This is a genomic window from Sphaerimonospora sp. CA-214678, from assembly GCF_050942215.1.
Taxonomy (GTDB): domain Bacteria; phylum Actinomycetota; class Actinomycetes; order Streptosporangiales; family Streptosporangiaceae; genus Sphaerimonospora.
Map to the genome: position 1 here is coordinate 303,516 of NZ_CP192056.1, position 13,982 is coordinate 317,497.

14 protein-coding genes are annotated in these 13,982 nt (G+C 68.9%); 5 read left to right on the plus strand and 9 right to left on the minus strand.

Translation table 11 applies throughout. The features are described 5' to 3' along the window. Nucleotides 1-17: 17 nt before the first annotated feature. Nucleotides 18-548 (minus strand): peptidylprolyl isomerase, encoded by a 531-nt coding sequence (locus ACQP1K_RS01365; protein ID WP_433499037.1) that lies wholly within the window; start codon nucleotides 546-548, stop codon nucleotides 18-20. Between the two features lie 139 nt (nucleotides 549-687). Here ACQP1K_RS01365 and ACQP1K_RS01370 point away from each other — a divergent pair, with 139 nt between their 5' ends. Beyond that, on the plus strand, nucleotides 688-1,230 hold the full coding sequence (locus tag ACQP1K_RS01370; RefSeq protein ID WP_433499038.1) for a hypothetical protein: 543 nt from the start codon (nucleotides 688-690) through the stop codon (nucleotides 1,228-1,230). Between the two features lie 334 nt (nucleotides 1,231-1,564). Here ACQP1K_RS01370 and ACQP1K_RS01375 read toward each other — a convergent pair whose 3' ends face one another. From ACQP1K_RS01375 to ACQP1K_RS01395, 5 genes are all read right to left on the minus strand, one after another. Continuing rightward, entirely contained in the window at nucleotides 1,565-2,734 is a 1,170-nt protein-coding gene (locus ACQP1K_RS01375; RefSeq protein WP_433499039.1) for a zinc-dependent alcohol dehydrogenase, read from the minus strand. Beyond that, nucleotides 2,731-3,321 (minus strand): hypothetical protein, encoded by a 591-nt coding sequence (locus tag ACQP1K_RS01380; RefSeq protein ID WP_433499040.1) that lies wholly within the window; start codon nucleotides 3,319-3,321, stop codon nucleotides 2,731-2,733. The genes ACQP1K_RS01375 and ACQP1K_RS01380 overlap by 4 nt, the downstream gene beginning before the upstream one ends. 102 nt (nucleotides 3,322-3,423) lie before the next feature. Continuing rightward, on the minus strand, nucleotides 3,424-3,801 hold the full coding sequence (locus ACQP1K_RS01385) for an STAS domain-containing protein (RefSeq protein ID WP_433499041.1): 378 nt from the start codon (nucleotides 3,799-3,801) through the stop codon (nucleotides 3,424-3,426). Further along, nucleotides 3,801-5,300, minus strand: coding sequence for a PP2C family protein-serine/threonine phosphatase (locus ACQP1K_RS01390; RefSeq protein WP_433499042.1), 1,500 nt, complete (start codon nucleotides 5,298-5,300; stop codon nucleotides 3,801-3,803). The genes ACQP1K_RS01385 and ACQP1K_RS01390 overlap by 1 nt, the downstream gene beginning before the upstream one ends. A 363-nt stretch (nucleotides 5,301-5,663) precedes the next feature. Continuing rightward, entirely contained in the window at nucleotides 5,664-5,915 is a 252-nt protein-coding gene (locus ACQP1K_RS01395; protein WP_433499043.1) for a hypothetical protein, read from the minus strand. Between the two features lie 233 nt (nucleotides 5,916-6,148). Here ACQP1K_RS01395 and ACQP1K_RS01400 point away from each other — a divergent pair, with 233 nt between their 5' ends. From ACQP1K_RS01400 to ACQP1K_RS01415, 4 genes are all read left to right on the plus strand, one after another. Beyond that, complete coding sequence (locus ACQP1K_RS01400) at nucleotides 6,149-7,408, plus strand: MFS transporter (RefSeq protein WP_433499044.1); 1,260 nt, start codon at nucleotides 6,149-6,151, stop codon at nucleotides 7,406-7,408. A 224-nt stretch (nucleotides 7,409-7,632) separates the two neighbouring features. Further along, the gene (locus ACQP1K_RS01405; protein ID WP_433499045.1) at nucleotides 7,633-7,833 is read left to right on the plus strand and encodes a hypothetical protein; all 201 of its coding nucleotides are present in this window, start codon (nucleotides 7,633-7,635) and stop codon (nucleotides 7,831-7,833) included. 211 nt (nucleotides 7,834-8,044) lie between these two features. Next, a complete protein-coding gene (locus ACQP1K_RS01410) occupies nucleotides 8,045-8,533 on the plus strand; it encodes a hypothetical protein (protein ID WP_433499046.1) in 489 nt (162 codons plus the stop codon). Between the two features lie 400 nt (nucleotides 8,534-8,933). After that, nucleotides 8,934-9,371: an ester cyclase gene (locus ACQP1K_RS01415; protein WP_433499047.1), complete on the plus strand. Its 438-nt coding sequence runs from the start codon at nucleotides 8,934-8,936 to the stop codon at nucleotides 9,369-9,371. Between the two features lie 263 nt (nucleotides 9,372-9,634). Here the strand turns inward: ACQP1K_RS01415 and ACQP1K_RS01420 are convergent, their stop codons facing one another. From ACQP1K_RS01420 to ACQP1K_RS01430, 3 genes are all read right to left on the minus strand, one after another. Next, nucleotides 9,635-10,507 carry an NUDIX hydrolase gene (locus tag ACQP1K_RS01420; RefSeq protein WP_433499048.1) on the minus strand — a complete coding sequence of 291 codons (873 nt, stop codon included), beginning with the start codon at nucleotides 10,505-10,507 and terminating at the stop codon, nucleotides 9,635-9,637. Nucleotides 10,508-10,903: 396 nt separating this feature from the next. Next, on the minus strand, nucleotides 10,904-12,130 hold the full coding sequence (locus ACQP1K_RS01425; protein WP_433499049.1) for a beta-propeller fold lactonase family protein: 1,227 nt from the start codon (nucleotides 12,128-12,130) through the stop codon (nucleotides 10,904-10,906). Nucleotides 12,131-12,679: 549 nt separating this feature from the next. Next, complete coding sequence (locus tag ACQP1K_RS01430) at nucleotides 12,680-13,816, minus strand: beta-propeller fold lactonase family protein (protein ID WP_433499050.1); 1,137 nt, start codon at nucleotides 13,814-13,816, stop codon at nucleotides 12,680-12,682. Nucleotides 13,817-13,982: the final 166 nt, after the last annotated feature.

The following is a 13,982-nucleotide window of genomic DNA, read 5'->3' on the forward strand; positions in this document are numbered from 1 at the left end:
CCGGGCGAGGCGTGCGCTCAGGAGCGCTCGATGGTGACCTCTTCGAGGACGACGTCGTTGACCGGGCGGTCGTTCCTGCCGGTCGGGGTCTTGGCGATCGCGTCGACGACCTCGGTGCCCTCGATCACCTCACCGAAGATCGTGTGACCCTGGTTGAGGTGCGGCGTCCGGGACACGGTGATGAAGAACTGCGAGCCGTTGGTGCCCTTGCCGAGCCGCTTGCCCGCGTTGGCCATGGCGAGCAGGTAGGGGCGGTCGAACTGGTTCTCGGGGTGGATCTCGTCGTCGAAGCTGTAGCCCGGGCCTCCGATGCCCTGCCCGAGCGGGTCGCCGCCCTGGATCATGAAGCCGTTGATGACCCGGTGGAAGATCGTCCCGTTGTACAGCTTGTCCTTGGACTTGACCCCGGTCTCCGGATGCGTCCACTCCCGGGTGCCCTCGGCGAGTTCGACGAAGTTGCGCACGGTCTTCGGCGCCTTGTTCGGGAACAGCTGGATCCGGATTGTGCCGTGGTTGGTACGGAGATTGGCGATGAGGTTGTCAGCCACGAGGGCCGCCCCCTTATGTCTTGGCGTTAGTTGTCCGGTCAACAGGGTATCCAGCATGCCTTCGAGGGCCGGTCCTGATTGAGGCACGACCCTGCGGGAAGGGGGTCGTCACGGGGCCCATCTATAGGGGAGGTGGATCGTGTCCCTGACAATGAGGAAAGGGCGGCGCGCCGAGATGATGGTTCCGCGGTCGTGGCCGGGCCGGATAAGGAGCCGGGCCAGGAAGGCCGGTGTCCGGATGACCCCGATGGCGGGCAGCGCGCGTGACCTGGCGGTGAACCGCATCGAGGACGCCCGGCTGTGGGCGGCGCCGAAGCTCGACCAGGCGGCACAGTCGGTGGAGGAGCAGATCGCCCCCATCGTGAGCGCATTCCTCGCCGAACTGGCCAGACGGATCGATGTGTCGGCGGCCAGGAAGACCCGGCGTCGCTGGCCCATCGCGGCGCTGTGCACGGGTGCGGCGATCGGCGCCGTCGGCGTGGTGATGTACCGCAACAACGCCCAGCGCTGGAGTGACACCATGCGCGAGGACGTGCGGGACACCCGGGAGAGCATGCGCGATACCCGGGAGAGCATGCGGGACACCGCGGCCGACGCCGGCAAGTGGGTCGGGGACAAGGCGCACGAGACCCGCGAGAAGGCCGACAGGACCATCGACGAGATCAAGGGCAAGATGTCCTAGATATCTGGGTCCTGTCTCCCTGGGGGCGGGCTTCCCGGAGCTGGACGGGTAACCGATTTCTCCCATTGCGGGTGAACCGCTCCCCGGCACCGGACGTCTTGGAAACAGGGAGGCCCGGATGGACGTCCTGGACGGCCTCGTGGATGAGGAATTCCGGCTGGAGCTCCTCCTGGTCGAGGCACTGCATGAAGAGGCGGAACGGCTGGCCGCCCCAGCCGTCCGTTCCATCGGTTGACCGGCCACCCCGCCCACTGAGCGGGGTGGCCGGATGCACGACCGGGGCCGGTTCACCGCGGGGCGCCTCAGCCACTCGGCGCACCCACCCGCAGCGCACTCAGGGGCGGAACACCACCCGGACGCACCCGTCCTTCTTGTGCTTGAACATGTCGTAGCCCCTGGGCCCGTCGTCCAGCGTCATCGTGTGCGTCGCCAGCTCCGCGGGCCGGAGCTCGCCCCTGGAGATCCGGTCGAGCAGCATGGGGATGTACCGTTGCCCGTGCTGCTGCGCCCCGCGCAACGTCAGCCCCTTGTTCATCAACGCACCGAGCGGGAACTTGTCGACGTAGCCGGTGAAGACCCCCAGCACGAAGACGGTCCCGCCGTTGCGGCAGGCGTGGACGGCCTCCCGCACCGCGATGGGACGGTCCTGCTCCAGGTGGAGCTGCTGCTTGACCTCGTCGTACACCCGCGTGGGCCCGGCGCTGTCCGCCTCCAGGCCGACGGCCTCGATGCAGACGTCCGGTCCCCGGCCGCCGGTGCGTTCCCGCAGTTCGGCGTCGACGTCGGTCGCGGTGTAGTCGATCGCCTCGCAGCCGGCCTGCCGTTCGACCATGCGCAGACGTTCCGGGTAGCGGTCGATCGCGATGACCCGCTCGGCGCCGAGCAGTACGGCGGCACGCGCGGCCATCTGGCCGACCCCGCCGCAGCCCCAGACCGCCACCACGTCGCCGGGCCGCACCCCGCCGAGATCGGCGCCCATCCAGCCGGTGGGCACGGCGTCGGACGCGAACAGCGCGTCCATGTCGTCGACGTCGTCGGGCACCGGAAACGCGTTGTGGTCGGCGAAGGGAACCCGGATGTACTCGGCGTGGCTGCCACGGAAGCCGCCCATGGCGTGGGAGTAGCCGTATATCCCGGCGGTCGTGCCGCCCCAGAGGAGATCGGTGATGCCCGCCGCGGGGTTGCTGTTCTCGCACAGTGACCACATGTCGTGCCGGCACGGCCAGCACCGCCCGCAGCCGATGATCGAGCAGACCACGACACGCTCTCCCGGCATGCGCCGGCGCACGTCGGAGCCGACCTCGACCACCTCGCCGAGGAACTCGTGGCCGATGACGTCTCCCGACTTCATCATCGGGATGTAGCCGCCGAGCAGGTGCAGGTCCGAGCCGCACGTGGTGCTCGCGATGACCTTGACGATCGCGTCCTGGGCGTTCAGGATCCGGGGGTCGGGCACCTGCTCGACCGTGAGTTCGTCGACGCCCTGCCAGCACAGTGCCTTCACAGTCGTCCCTCCCCGGGTGCTCGTCTGGCCGCCAGCGTGAGAACCCGGTCGCGCAGGCCGGGCTGGCGACGCTCGCCGGCCTGATCGGCCCGTGCGGGCCGACCGACGCTCTCCGTGCGGGTCTTCGGCGCGGCCGGCGTGGTCTTCGCCTTGCGGATGGCCGAGGCCCTGCCGTGTACGCGTACGGACTCCGGCTCGGACCGGAGCACCTCCCCGGTCTCCAGGATGGACTTCGCGTCGCGGAGCGCCTCGCGCACCTCCTGCCGCGGATCCGTGCCGCGCAGTCGCGCCAGAACGGCCATGGGACCGGTCGGTACGGCGCGGCGCGGCCGCGCGTAGAGCTCGGTGCCCCGATCTCCGGGGGCCCGCTCCGCCCGCACTTCGGCGTCGAGGCGGGCCAGCGGCCGCGGTGGCGTACCGTCCGGCATGACCTCGTCACGCGGGAGGTTGATCGTGACCCCCAGCCAGCGCAGTGACTCCCTCGGGTCCCTGACCGCGGCCGGTGCGCGGCCTCGTGAGGCGAGCCATCGTGCCACCACCGCTCCGGTGGCCAGCAGGGTCGCCGCGCCGAAAACGACACGTTTCATGACATTCCCCCCCAGACGGCTTTCTGGGAGGATTACCCGTGAGGGCCCGCGACTACCTCGGCGGCCCCATCGGCGATGGCTGTGCCGTACGCGGGCCGTCCCTCAGCGGTCGGTGCCCCGGGCGCCCGCGAGCGCCTCCTCCATCGTGGCGAAGACCGGGATGTGCGCCGTCAGTCCGGCTATCCACAGCACCCGGGTGGCCCCTCGCTCGATCGCGACCAGTGACAGCCGGCCGCCCTCGTCCGTCGCCCGTTTCCAGCAGGCGATGAGCAGTCCGGTCGCCCGGGAATCGAGGAAGTCGACGTCCAGCAGATCGACGACGAGGTTCGGGCCGTACTCGGCGAACGCCTCGTCGAAGAACTCGGCGACGAGTTCGTGCGTGGTGTAGTCGAGTGTGCCGTCGAGCGTCAGCACTCCGATGTCGCCGTCACGCTCTGCGGCGAACTTCGTCTTGGCGGTCGAGATGTGCGGATCAGGCATCAAGACACTTCCAGGGTGTTCGGCGTAACGCGGGCGACCAGAATGCAGGTGTCGTCGCTGGTGTTGCTGGGCACCAGGCCGTCCATGATCGCGGACAACCGGTCGCGCGGTGCCGCCCGTACTACCTCGGTGATGGTGGCGCTCAGGGCGTCCAACCCCTCGAAGAGGTCGCGACCGGGACGCTCGATGAGGCCGTCGGTGAACATCAACAGCAGATCGTCTGGATCGAGCCGGATGCTCGCACAGCTGTACTCGACGTCGTCGAAGACGCCGAGCAGTACGCCGGGGTGGTGGAGCCGCTCCACCGCGTCCCCCCGGACCAGCAGCATCGGGGGATGCCCGGCATGACACCAGGTCAGCACCCGGTCGGTGCTCCGGTAGTGGGCGACGACGGCAGTGGCGAGCACGTCCGGGCGCATCCTGCGCAGCAACCGGTTCAGCGCCACGAGGATCTGGTCCGGCTCGTGGTGCGCGAAGGCCAGCCCGGTTATCGCGTGCCGGAGCTTGGCCATGGCGGAGGCGGCGGCGAGGCCGTGCCCGGCGATGTCGCCGACGGCGAGCAGCGCCTCGTCGTCGTCCATGCGGATCGCCTGGAACCAGTCGCCCCCCAGCGGAGCCGTCTCGGCCGGGTCGTACCGCGCCGCGACCCGCAGGCCGGGCACGGTGAACGGCTCGTCGTGCACGGGCAGGATGATGTTCTGCAGCCGTGCGGTGAGCTGCGACTCCTCCTCCAGCCGCTGGCTGACGGCGGCGAGTTGGTCGGCGGTGCGCCGCCAGTCCGTGATGTCCTGAAGCACCGCGTGCACCTCGACCAACCGGCCGGTGGAGTCACGGCTCGCCTCCGCCCTGGCCACTATCAGACGCGGATTGCCGCCGACACGGACCCGGAACTCGAACTCGTGCGGCCCGTCCTCCTCCTCCAGCACCCTCAGGGCGCCGTCGAAGACAGGCACGTCGTCGGGATGGACGATCGCGCGGTATCGCTCCAGGTCGAGCGGTCCGTCGGCCGGGTTCAACCGGTGGATGGCATAGAGCTGGTCGGACCATTCGACCTCGCCGTCGCCGATGCCCCAGCGGGTCCAGCCGAGATTCCCCAGACGTTCTGTGTGCGCCAGCCTGGTGTCGAGGCGCTCCTCGTCGTCCTGGCGGACCCAGGAGCTCAGCAGGCCGCCCCCGACCCGCGCCAGCCGTACCCTGAAGATCATGAGGTGTGGGACGCCCTCGAGGTTCTCCTCGTGCTCGTACCGATCGAGCTCCACCGGGTCACCGGTCTCCATCACGCGCAGCGCGCCGTCCCAGAGGGGGCTTTCGCGGACGGACGGGTAGGCGTCGAGCATTCTCACGCCGATCAGCTCCTTGCCGACCCGGCCGTGCAGGTCCCGAGCCCCCGGTCCTGCGGCCCTGGTCACGAAGTCGACGATCTCGCCGACCGCGTTCCTGATCGGGGTGGACCAGACGACCTCGCCGGGGACGGCGTCGAGGAGGGTTCGGATCGTCACGGCGAGGTCACCGTCGTGGGACGGGCCCGCCGCGTCGCCGGACGGCATGGCGATGGGAGCCGAGCGCGAAATATCGTCACCTCCACCCATTCGAACCGCCTGCCACCCTCCACGGAACACATCCCCAAAGCGCGGTGCCGGCGTGCAGCCGGCGCGAAGCCGGTCCAGAACAGGTCCGGGACGGGGAGAGCGCATTCTCACCTGCCCGGGGTGTCACTCACATCGGTGAAAGCCAGGCACTCCCGTTCTGGCAAAGCATAAGCGCCCATGCAACCACCTGATACCCGACCCCGGCACACTGACGATCGAAGACCTCTGCTTCCCGGTGGAGACCGGTTCGAAACCAGGGCGCCGGCCGCCGGGTCAGGAGCGCGGGCCCGCCACGGTGACCGGCCCCCGCGCCGGCTCCGAGAGGGCTTTCCCGACATCGCCGAGCTGCGGCAGCCTGTTCGGACAGCGACGCCAGACGCGGGTGTCCTCCCGCCAGGCCTCGAGATAGGCCACGCAGAGTCCGGGCTCGATGAGCGCCGGCCGGCCCTTGGCCGCCCGCAGCGCCTCCGCCATGCGCCGCTTCTCGCCGGGCTTCTCGTCGAGCCCGGGGATCAGCCCGAGCACGTGGTCGATGAAGCGGCGGCACCCAGGTGATCAAAGCCATGGGACTCGGCATCTGAGTCTTGACCGGGTGGGGCGCTGCCGGCCGGTGGCGCGACGTCCGCCATGGCGGGCCTGCTGATCACGATGCCGCGCCTCACCCCTCGCCGGTCGAGCGGTTCACGGATTGTGGACACCTCCGGCGAAGTCCCCCGTATGCGGCAGGTAATGTTGCCGCCCGAAAACGGGGAGGTTGCATGGCCGGGGTCAGAACAGGCCTGAAACGGCTCGCTCTCGACACCCGGCCGCTCGGCGTTCCGACGTACCGGCGGCTGCTGCTGGGGCAGGGCGTGTCGTTCGTCGGCTTCCAGCTGACCGCTGTCGCGGTCAGCGGCCAGATGTTCGAGATCACCGGGTCGTCGCTGTGGGTGGGTCTGATCGGTCCGGTCAGCCTCGTCCCCCTGGTCGTCTTCGGGCTGTGGGGCGGGGCCGTCGCCGACGCGGTGGATCGCCGCCGGCTGCTGCTCGTCGGGTCGGTCGTGGCCTGGCTCGCCACCTTCGCCCTGCTGTTCCACGCCTGGTCCGGGAGGGAGAGCGGTTACGTCATCCTCGCGGTCGTGGCCGTGCAGGCCATCGGGTTCTCGATCTCCTCGGCGACCCGCGGTGCGATCATCCCGCGTCTCGTCCCGCCCGAGTTGGTCGCCTCGGCCAACACGCTGAACTTCCTGGTGAGCAGCATCGGCTCGGTGCTCGGGCCGCTGCTGGCGGGAGTCGTGCTCGCACAGGGCGGGTACGCCACCGCGTACCTGATCGACGCGATCCTGTTCAGCGCCGGCTTCTACGCGGCCGTACGGCTGCCGCGGCTGGACCCGCTCGGTGAGATCTCCCGGCCCGGTCTGCGGTCGGTCTTCGAGGGACTCAGCTACATCGCCACCAAGCCGATCGTGCTGATGTCGTTCGCCGTTGACGTCATCGCCATGGCGTTCGCGATGCCGCGGGCGCTGTTCCCCGAGATGACGGCGGAGAGGTTCGCCGGATCGGCGGTCGCCTTCGGCTGGCTCTCCGCCGCAATCCCGATCGGGGCGGTCGTGGCGGGCCTGTTCTCCGGCTGGGTCGGCCGGGTCCGCAGGCAGGGTGTGGCGCTGACGCTCGTGATCGCGCTCTGGGGGGGCACGGTGGCCGCCGCGGCGTTCGCCGAGCCGCTGTGGCTGATCGTGGCGCTGCTGGCCGTCGGCGGTGCGGCCGACCTGGTCTCGGCCGTGTGGCGGCAGACGATCCTGCAGACCTACGCCCCGGACGAGCTGCGCGGACGCATGCAGGGGGCGTTCATGGTCGTGGTGGCGGGAGGACCCCGTCTCGGCGACCTGCGGGCCGGCGCGAGCGCGACCGCGTTCGGTCTCGTCCCGGCCTGGGCGGGCGGTGGACTGGTCTGCGCGGTCCTCGTCCTGGTCACGGGCTTCGCCGTCACCGCGTTCAGACGGTACGACGCGATGACGGACCGGGCCGTGCCCCGCTGAGCCCGGTGTCCGGCCGGGATTCCGTGACCGAGGGGTTCCAACTTAATCGACTTGTGACCCAACAACTCGCAAGACTTCGGCGTAGGGTTGGCCTGCCACGGGAAACACCTAGAGTGATCGAAAGAGAACCGTGAGTGAGACTGGTTCCTGCCGCAGGTCGAGGGTTATCTTGACGGTCAGACACGGATTCGGGTGGCTTGTCGAGCATCGGGAGGGAAATCCTCATGGCACTACTCCAGCGGGTGGCACACGAGCAGCCCGATGTGGAGGTCATCGAGGTGACGGCCGAGGAGTACGAAGCCGCGAAGCGGCGGATGCTGGACGACCTCGGGGTCACCTATGACGAGCTGGCTCGACAGGCTGAAGAGCGCCGGTTCGACTCCCTCCGACACCGCAAGGTCTGGCTCCTCGTCCGCGAATACTGATGCGCGGAAGATCTATCGGGAAGCCCACGAATTCGGCCGGCACGTTCAGCACACCCTCAACACCAGCGTCTGCGACAACGTCAAGATCTCCGCTGTCGCCGCACCCGGAATCCGCAACGTCGTCATCGTCGGGCGAGGCCTGAGCAAGGTCGACTTCGCCGGCGAGCCCTTCCCCCTCCTCTTCCGGCAGGGGAGTCCCGTCCGTGTCTGGATGGACCTGTCATTCCGGTTCTGCTACGACCCGGAAGGCGAGTACTTCACCGTCCTGTCCTCCTTTGTGGCCATCTACGGGGATTCCGATGGCAAGTACTGCCTGTGCCATTTCGACTACGAGCGTGACAAGGCCGACGGCTATCCCGAGGCGCACATCCAGGTGTACGGCGAATCGCCGGTGCTCAGAATGTGGGGCGGCGAGCTCCTCGGCCGCGGCCTCCACCGGCTTCACTTCCCTTCAGGGCACCGCCGGTTTCGCTGGTGCCTGGAAGACGTCATCGAGTTTCTCGTCATCGAGGGCATCGTGCCCGGCAAGCCGGGCTGGCAGCGGGCAATCGAGCCGGGCCGCCGGAGATTCCACGAGACACAGCTGAGGGCCGCGATCCGCCGGGACATGACGACCGCCATCGGCTACCTCGAAGAGGTGGGCTACCAGGTCGTCCGCCGGGACGACCGTGTGCGGCTCCCACGCCAGCGGCGTCCCTGAGCGCTCGGCGTTCCCACCGCCCAGCGCCGCAGTGTCGTACCGGGTCCGCGCGGACCCGGGCGGCTCCGAGTGCCGACCGGAGACCGGCCCACGGGGCGGGCCGCGTCGCGCGCACCGCTTCGGCGCCCTTCACAATCGCGTGCGGCTCCGGGAGCCGGGTCGCTCATTGTGCTCCCAGAGGAGACGCGACCGATGGAGCCCCTCCTCCGGGGCGCATCGTCGGCGATCATGCGAGATCCGGGACGGATGATCCGGGACGGGAGATTCGGGACGCGGATGGTGCTGAACGGCGGGAAGCGGGTACTGCTGGTGCAACCGGTGATGCGCGGGGGAGGCGGGAGGGAGGCGGTTGAGCTCGGCCCGCGATAGCTTTGAAGAGGAGGCATGAGGGGGTGATCGCATGCCTGACACTCGAGATCTCGTGGACCTCATGCTGGGTGCCCTCAACGATCACGATGTGGAACGGGCGTTGCGATATTTCAGTCCGGACGCCGTCCTGGTCAGCCCGATCGGCGTAGCGGAGGGGCATGGGGAGATTGCCTGGTACTTCGAGCACCTGATCAAGGGGTTTCCGGACCTCGGTATCACGGTGTGGCACAAGGTCATATGCGGCGATCCCGTGTTCACGGAATGGACGATGACCGGCACTCACACCGGTCCGTTCCTGCTGCCGAAGGGTGAGGTGCTCGACGGGAGCGGGCGCAGGATCGCCGTCCGCGGCTGCGGAGCCTGCGCGATAGAGGGCGACCTGGTCATCACGTATCGCGACTACTTCGATCAGCTTGAGCTCTATGCCCAGCTCGGTCTCTCGCTCACGATCGCCGGCGATCTCGAATGATTTCTGTGGACCTTCTTAAGGTGGTTCGCCCCGTCATGGGTGACTCTGTCGGAAGATGGAGGGACGTGATGCCCGTCTGAGTGACTCGACTTTCCTGCCGGCCAATTGCGGCCGATGCGTACCGCAGCCCCTTGGGTTGCGCCTGGTCTCGCCGCCGATGAGGCTTTCTGTGAGATCGATCTCTATCGCTCTCGTCCGTCCGCGATCGTCTTCTCGGAGCCGCCTGCGCAGGTTCTCGGAGGGACTCTCGTATGGCGGCCTTCTCAGAGCTGACCGAGCAGCCAGCGGGGGCCCGCGACAAGCGCGCCGAGCGCGATGACCCGCTGCCGCAGCCCGCGGTCGGCGGTGACCACGAGGACCTTCTCCCATGGCCGTCTGCCGCGGACGGCCGCCACTATCGCGTCGTCGCCGCTGCCCGATGCCCGCACCACGATCGTACGGTCGTCCCCGGCCTCGGGATCGGTCTCGCGGGCCGCCCCCTCAAGCACGACGACGATGCGGGGGAACCAGCGGGCCAGGCCGGGCAGCCCTTCGGGCGTACGGCGCAGCCCGCCCGAGGTGAGCGGGACCAGTTCGTCGAGCAGGCGGCCGGTGGCCCCGGCCCGGTCGCGCCACCAGCCGTGCTCGGCTCGGGCTCCGATGATGTTGGCCATGTCGAGGACGACGACGAGCGGATTGAGCGCGGTCCTGATGCTCGGCCAGGTGTCGGCGAAGCCGGGGTGGAGTTCCTGGGCGGTGACCTCCTCGGCCGACATCCAGCGCATGTCGGTGCTCTCGCCGTTGGCGGGTTCCGCGTCGAGCAGGCCGTCCGCCTGGGCGATCACGGTCTGGTACGACCAGCCGCCGTGGTCGTCGACGTAAAGACCCTGCACGCGGACGAGGTCGGCCGTGAGCGCGGCCTCCTCGTGCGCCTCGCGCAGCGCGCCGGTGATCGCGTCCTCATGGCTGTCGCACGCGCCGCCCGGCAGCCCCCAGGTTCCGCCGTGATGGCTCCACCACGCGCGTTTCTGCAGCAGGACGTACGGCATGCCGTCGAGCGTGTGGTGGACGGCGAGCAGACCGGCCGCCCCGTGCAGACCCCAGTGCCGGTGCCCGCGAGAACACAGGACCCAGCCGTCTCCGTCCTTTGCCGCCATGACCCTATCTTGCCCTGCCGTGCGGGACCCGGCCGGCGACGGCGCCACCCCGTCTGGGTCCGCGCCCGGGTCGGGCGTGATGAGCCCGATGACCGATCGTTATGAACAGGTAAGCAGTTTCCATGATTAGACGGGCCCCGGACCGTTAGGTTGTGACAACCTCACTCTTGATTCTCCCCGTTTTCGGTGAATCAGGAGATGTCATATTCGGCGGACACGCGCCCGCCTCCTTCCGGCCGGAGGAGCGGGCGCTGTTCTTTTCTTCCGCCTCGCCCTTGGCGTACGGCCATCGCGCCGGCAGGCCATGGCGTGGACCCCCGGCGGAGACCGCTATTGCGATCTTCGCCGGGTGCCAGGCCATTCGTGTGCCCCGGGTTCGGGATGGTTCTGTACGGATTACCGCCCTATGATCGATTGCTCCTTCGGCCGTTCCCCGAGACGATTCTCCAGTCGGGAGCCCCCCACTGTTCGACTCGCCGCCCCGTCCTTGCGGCGAAACCGGGCCGGTCGGATTTCGCCGCCCGTCGTCTGCACCACATCGGTCCTGATCCGGGGCAGCGGCCTGCTGGGTAGCCGAGGGATCACCTCGGTGATGCGGGCCACCGCCACGCCGACGGGCCGGCTCCCGCCACCCGTCGAAACGGTGGCGATGACGGTGTCGGCGGCCGTGTTGATCACGGACACGTCGTTCGAGGCGAAGTTGGTGACGTAGGCGTGGCCGCCGTCCGGAGTGATCGCCACGTCCAGCGGAGTGGTCCCGACGGGGATGGTGGCGACGACGGCGTCGGCGGCCGTGTCGATCACGGACACGTCGTTCGAAACGTTGTCGGCCACATAGACGCGGGTGCCGTCCGGTTTGATCGCCAGCCCGACGGGATTGGTCCCGACGGGGATGACGGCGATGATGACGCCGGTGGCCGTGTCGATCGCCGAGACGGTGTCCGTGCCGATGCCGGCGACGTAGGCCCGGGTGCCGTCGGGAGTGATCGCCACATCGACTGGAACGGCCCCGGCTCCGATCTGGATCGTGGCGGAGACGGTGTTGGTGGCCGTGTCGATCACGGAGACGGTGTTCGTGCCGGTGTCGGCGACGTAGGCCCGGGTGCCGTCGGGGGTGATCGCCACGCCTTCGGGATTGGCCCCGGCGCCGAGCGAGATGGTGGCGGCCACGGTGTTGGTGGCCGTGTCGATGGCCGTCACGTTGTCGGAGGCGAAGTTGGTGACGTAGGCGCGGGTGCCGTCGGGCGTGACGGCGACCGCGAACGGACGGTTCCCGACGGGGACGGTCGCGGTGACGGTGTCGGTCCGCGTGCTGATCACCGAGACGTCGTCCGAGCCGTTGTTGGTGACGTAGACGCGGGTGCCGTCGGGGGTGACCGCCACCCCGTTGGGGCTGCTCCCGACCGGGATGGTCATGGTCACGGTGTCGGTGGTGACGTCGACGACCGCCACTTTGCTCGTGCCCGAGTCGACCACGTAGGCCTTCTGCCGGGTCCGCTGCGCCGCGGTCTCCGCCCCGGCGGACGGAGGCGCCAGCGGCGTCAGGCCGATCGCGACGACCGCCGCGGCCGCCGATGCCCGGACCAGGTGCCGCCACCCCCGCCCGCACGACAGGTCCGTCATTTCGGTCGCCTCGGCCGATTCAGCGCGCGCGATATTCGCGGATCTTCTCGTCCAGCGTGTAAACAATGGGACCTCCCGTAGAGATGGCAGGTCCTGTTCTATGTCCGGAAGGCGTCACTCGCCGGAAGCGGCGCAGCGATTTGACACTATCGGCTGATCGCTTGGTCGATTCGTGGTCACCATTCCGGGCATCGGTCCAGAATGGGATCTGCCGTATATGTCGCTCGAATCGCTTTCTGTACGGCACTGCCGTGACTGCCGTACAGGAAGGACGCGGGGTATGGCCGGAAACGCCGGAGGCCCCGGCGGAATTCGGTCGTGCGAATTCCGCCGGGGCCCGCATGTTCACTTCGGCCCGGTACGGTCCACCGGACAGTGACCGAGCTCGCCCGCCCGTGCCGGTGACCGGCGTCGCGGACAGGTGACAGACGCGGCCTCACCGGCTCTGATCCACCTCGGCCTCCACGCCGGCGGCCTCCTGCGAGCGGCTCCGTACGGCCCTGGCGGGCACCTCGGCCCACCGCTGCCCTGCGGCGTACGGACGGCGTCTCAGATGATGTTGTCCATCCTGGCCTTCACCTTGGCCGGCCTGCGGGTGATGGGCGGCTGGGGCGATGGGGTGCGGATGGGCGCCACGGTCACGCCGGCGGGGGCGTTCCCGACCGGGATGGTGCGGACGACGGTGTTGGTCGCTGTGTCGATGACGGAGACGTTGCCGCTGTCGAGGTTGGTGACGTAGACGCGGGTTCCGTCCGGGTCGACCGCCGGCTCCGCCGGGGTGACTCCGACGGTGACGGTGTCGATGACCGTGTTCGTGGCGGTGTCGATGACCGACACGGTGTTCGCACTGTTGTCGGTGACGTAGGCGCGGGTGCCGTCCGGGTTGACCGCCACCCCCCGTGGGCCGTTCCCGACGGAAATGGTGTCGATCACGGTGTTGGTCGCGGTGTCGATGACCGAGACGTCGTTCGTGCCGAAGTCGGCGACGTAGACGCGGGTTCCGTCCGGGTTGACCGCCACCCCCTGGGGGAAGCTCCCGACCGGAATGGTGTCGATGACCGTGTTCGTGGTGGTGTCGATGACCGAGACCGTGTTCGCACCGTTGTTGGCGACGTAGACACGGGTGCCGCTGGGCGTGACCGCGACGCCGAGAGGTGCGTTCCCCACGAGGATGGTGTCGACGACGGTGTCGGTCACGGTGTCGATGACCGAGACGGTGTCGTCATCGCCGTTGGTGACGTAGGCGCGGGTGCCGTCCGGGCCGACCGCCACCTGCACGGGGCGGTCCCCGACGGGAATGGCGTCGATCACAGTGTTGGTCGCGGTGTCGATGACCGAGACGGTGTCGTCATCGCCGTTGGTGACGTAGGCGCGGGTGCCGTCCGGGTTGACCGCCACGTCCTGGGGAGCGTCGCCGACCGGGATGCGGGTGATGACGGTGTCGGTGCGGGCGTTGATCACCGAGACGTCGTCTGAAGAGGAGTTGGCGACATAGGCGATCTCACGTGCCTGCGCCGCGTCCGCGTCGGCCGTGGCGGGTGATGCCGCCGGTGGGGCCAGTCCGGCGGCCATGGCGATCGCGGCCGCGACCGTCAGGACGCGGGTTCTCCAGCGGTGTGTGCGCGACATGGCCATCGACTTCCGGCCGTGGTCGTCGGCGGACTTTCTGGGCCGGCGCGTAATCATTGGGACCTCCCGTAATGACGACAGGGTCCCGTTCTATTCGAGTACGGCGGAACGCCCCGGAATCGACGCGCTGACTTGGCGCTACCGGTTGATCGTTTGATTCATTCCTGGCCATCTATCCGGCAGACCGGTTCGGAATGGAAAAATGGTCGATTCCGCGATGGAA

Excerpts from the sequence above, each read along its gene's own strand:
- ACQP1K_RS01380 (WP_433499040.1), bottom strand. The coding sequence starts at position 3,321 with ATGAAACGTGTCGTTTTCGGCGCGGCGACCCTGCTGGCCACCGGAGCG.
- ACQP1K_RS01385 (WP_433499041.1), bottom strand. The coding sequence starts at position 3,801 with ATGCCTGATCCGCACATCTCGACCGCCAAGACGAAGTTCGCCGCAGAG.
- ACQP1K_RS01400 (WP_433499044.1), top strand. The coding sequence starts at position 6,149 with ATGGCCGGGGTCAGAACAGGCCTGAAACGGCTCGCTCTCGACACCCGG.
- ACQP1K_RS01405 (WP_433499045.1), top strand. The coding sequence starts at position 7,633 with ATGGCACTACTCCAGCGGGTGGCACACGAGCAGCCCGATGTGGAGGTC.
- ACQP1K_RS01410 (WP_433499046.1), top strand. The coding sequence starts at position 8,045 with ATGGACCTGTCATTCCGGTTCTGCTACGACCCGGAAGGCGAGTACTTC.
- ACQP1K_RS01415 (WP_433499047.1), top strand. The coding sequence starts at position 8,934 with ATGCCTGACACTCGAGATCTCGTGGACCTCATGCTGGGTGCCCTCAAC.
- ACQP1K_RS01420 (WP_433499048.1), bottom strand. The coding sequence starts at position 10,507 with ATGGCGGCAAAGGACGGAGACGGCTGGGTCCTGTGTTCTCGCGGGCAC.
- ACQP1K_RS01425 (WP_433499049.1), bottom strand. The coding sequence starts at position 12,130 with ATGACGGACCTGTCGTGCGGGCGGGGGTGGCGGCACCTGGTCCGGGCA.
- ACQP1K_RS01430 (WP_433499050.1), bottom strand. The coding sequence starts at position 13,816 with ATGATTACGCGCCGGCCCAGAAAGTCCGCCGACGACCACGGCCGGAAG.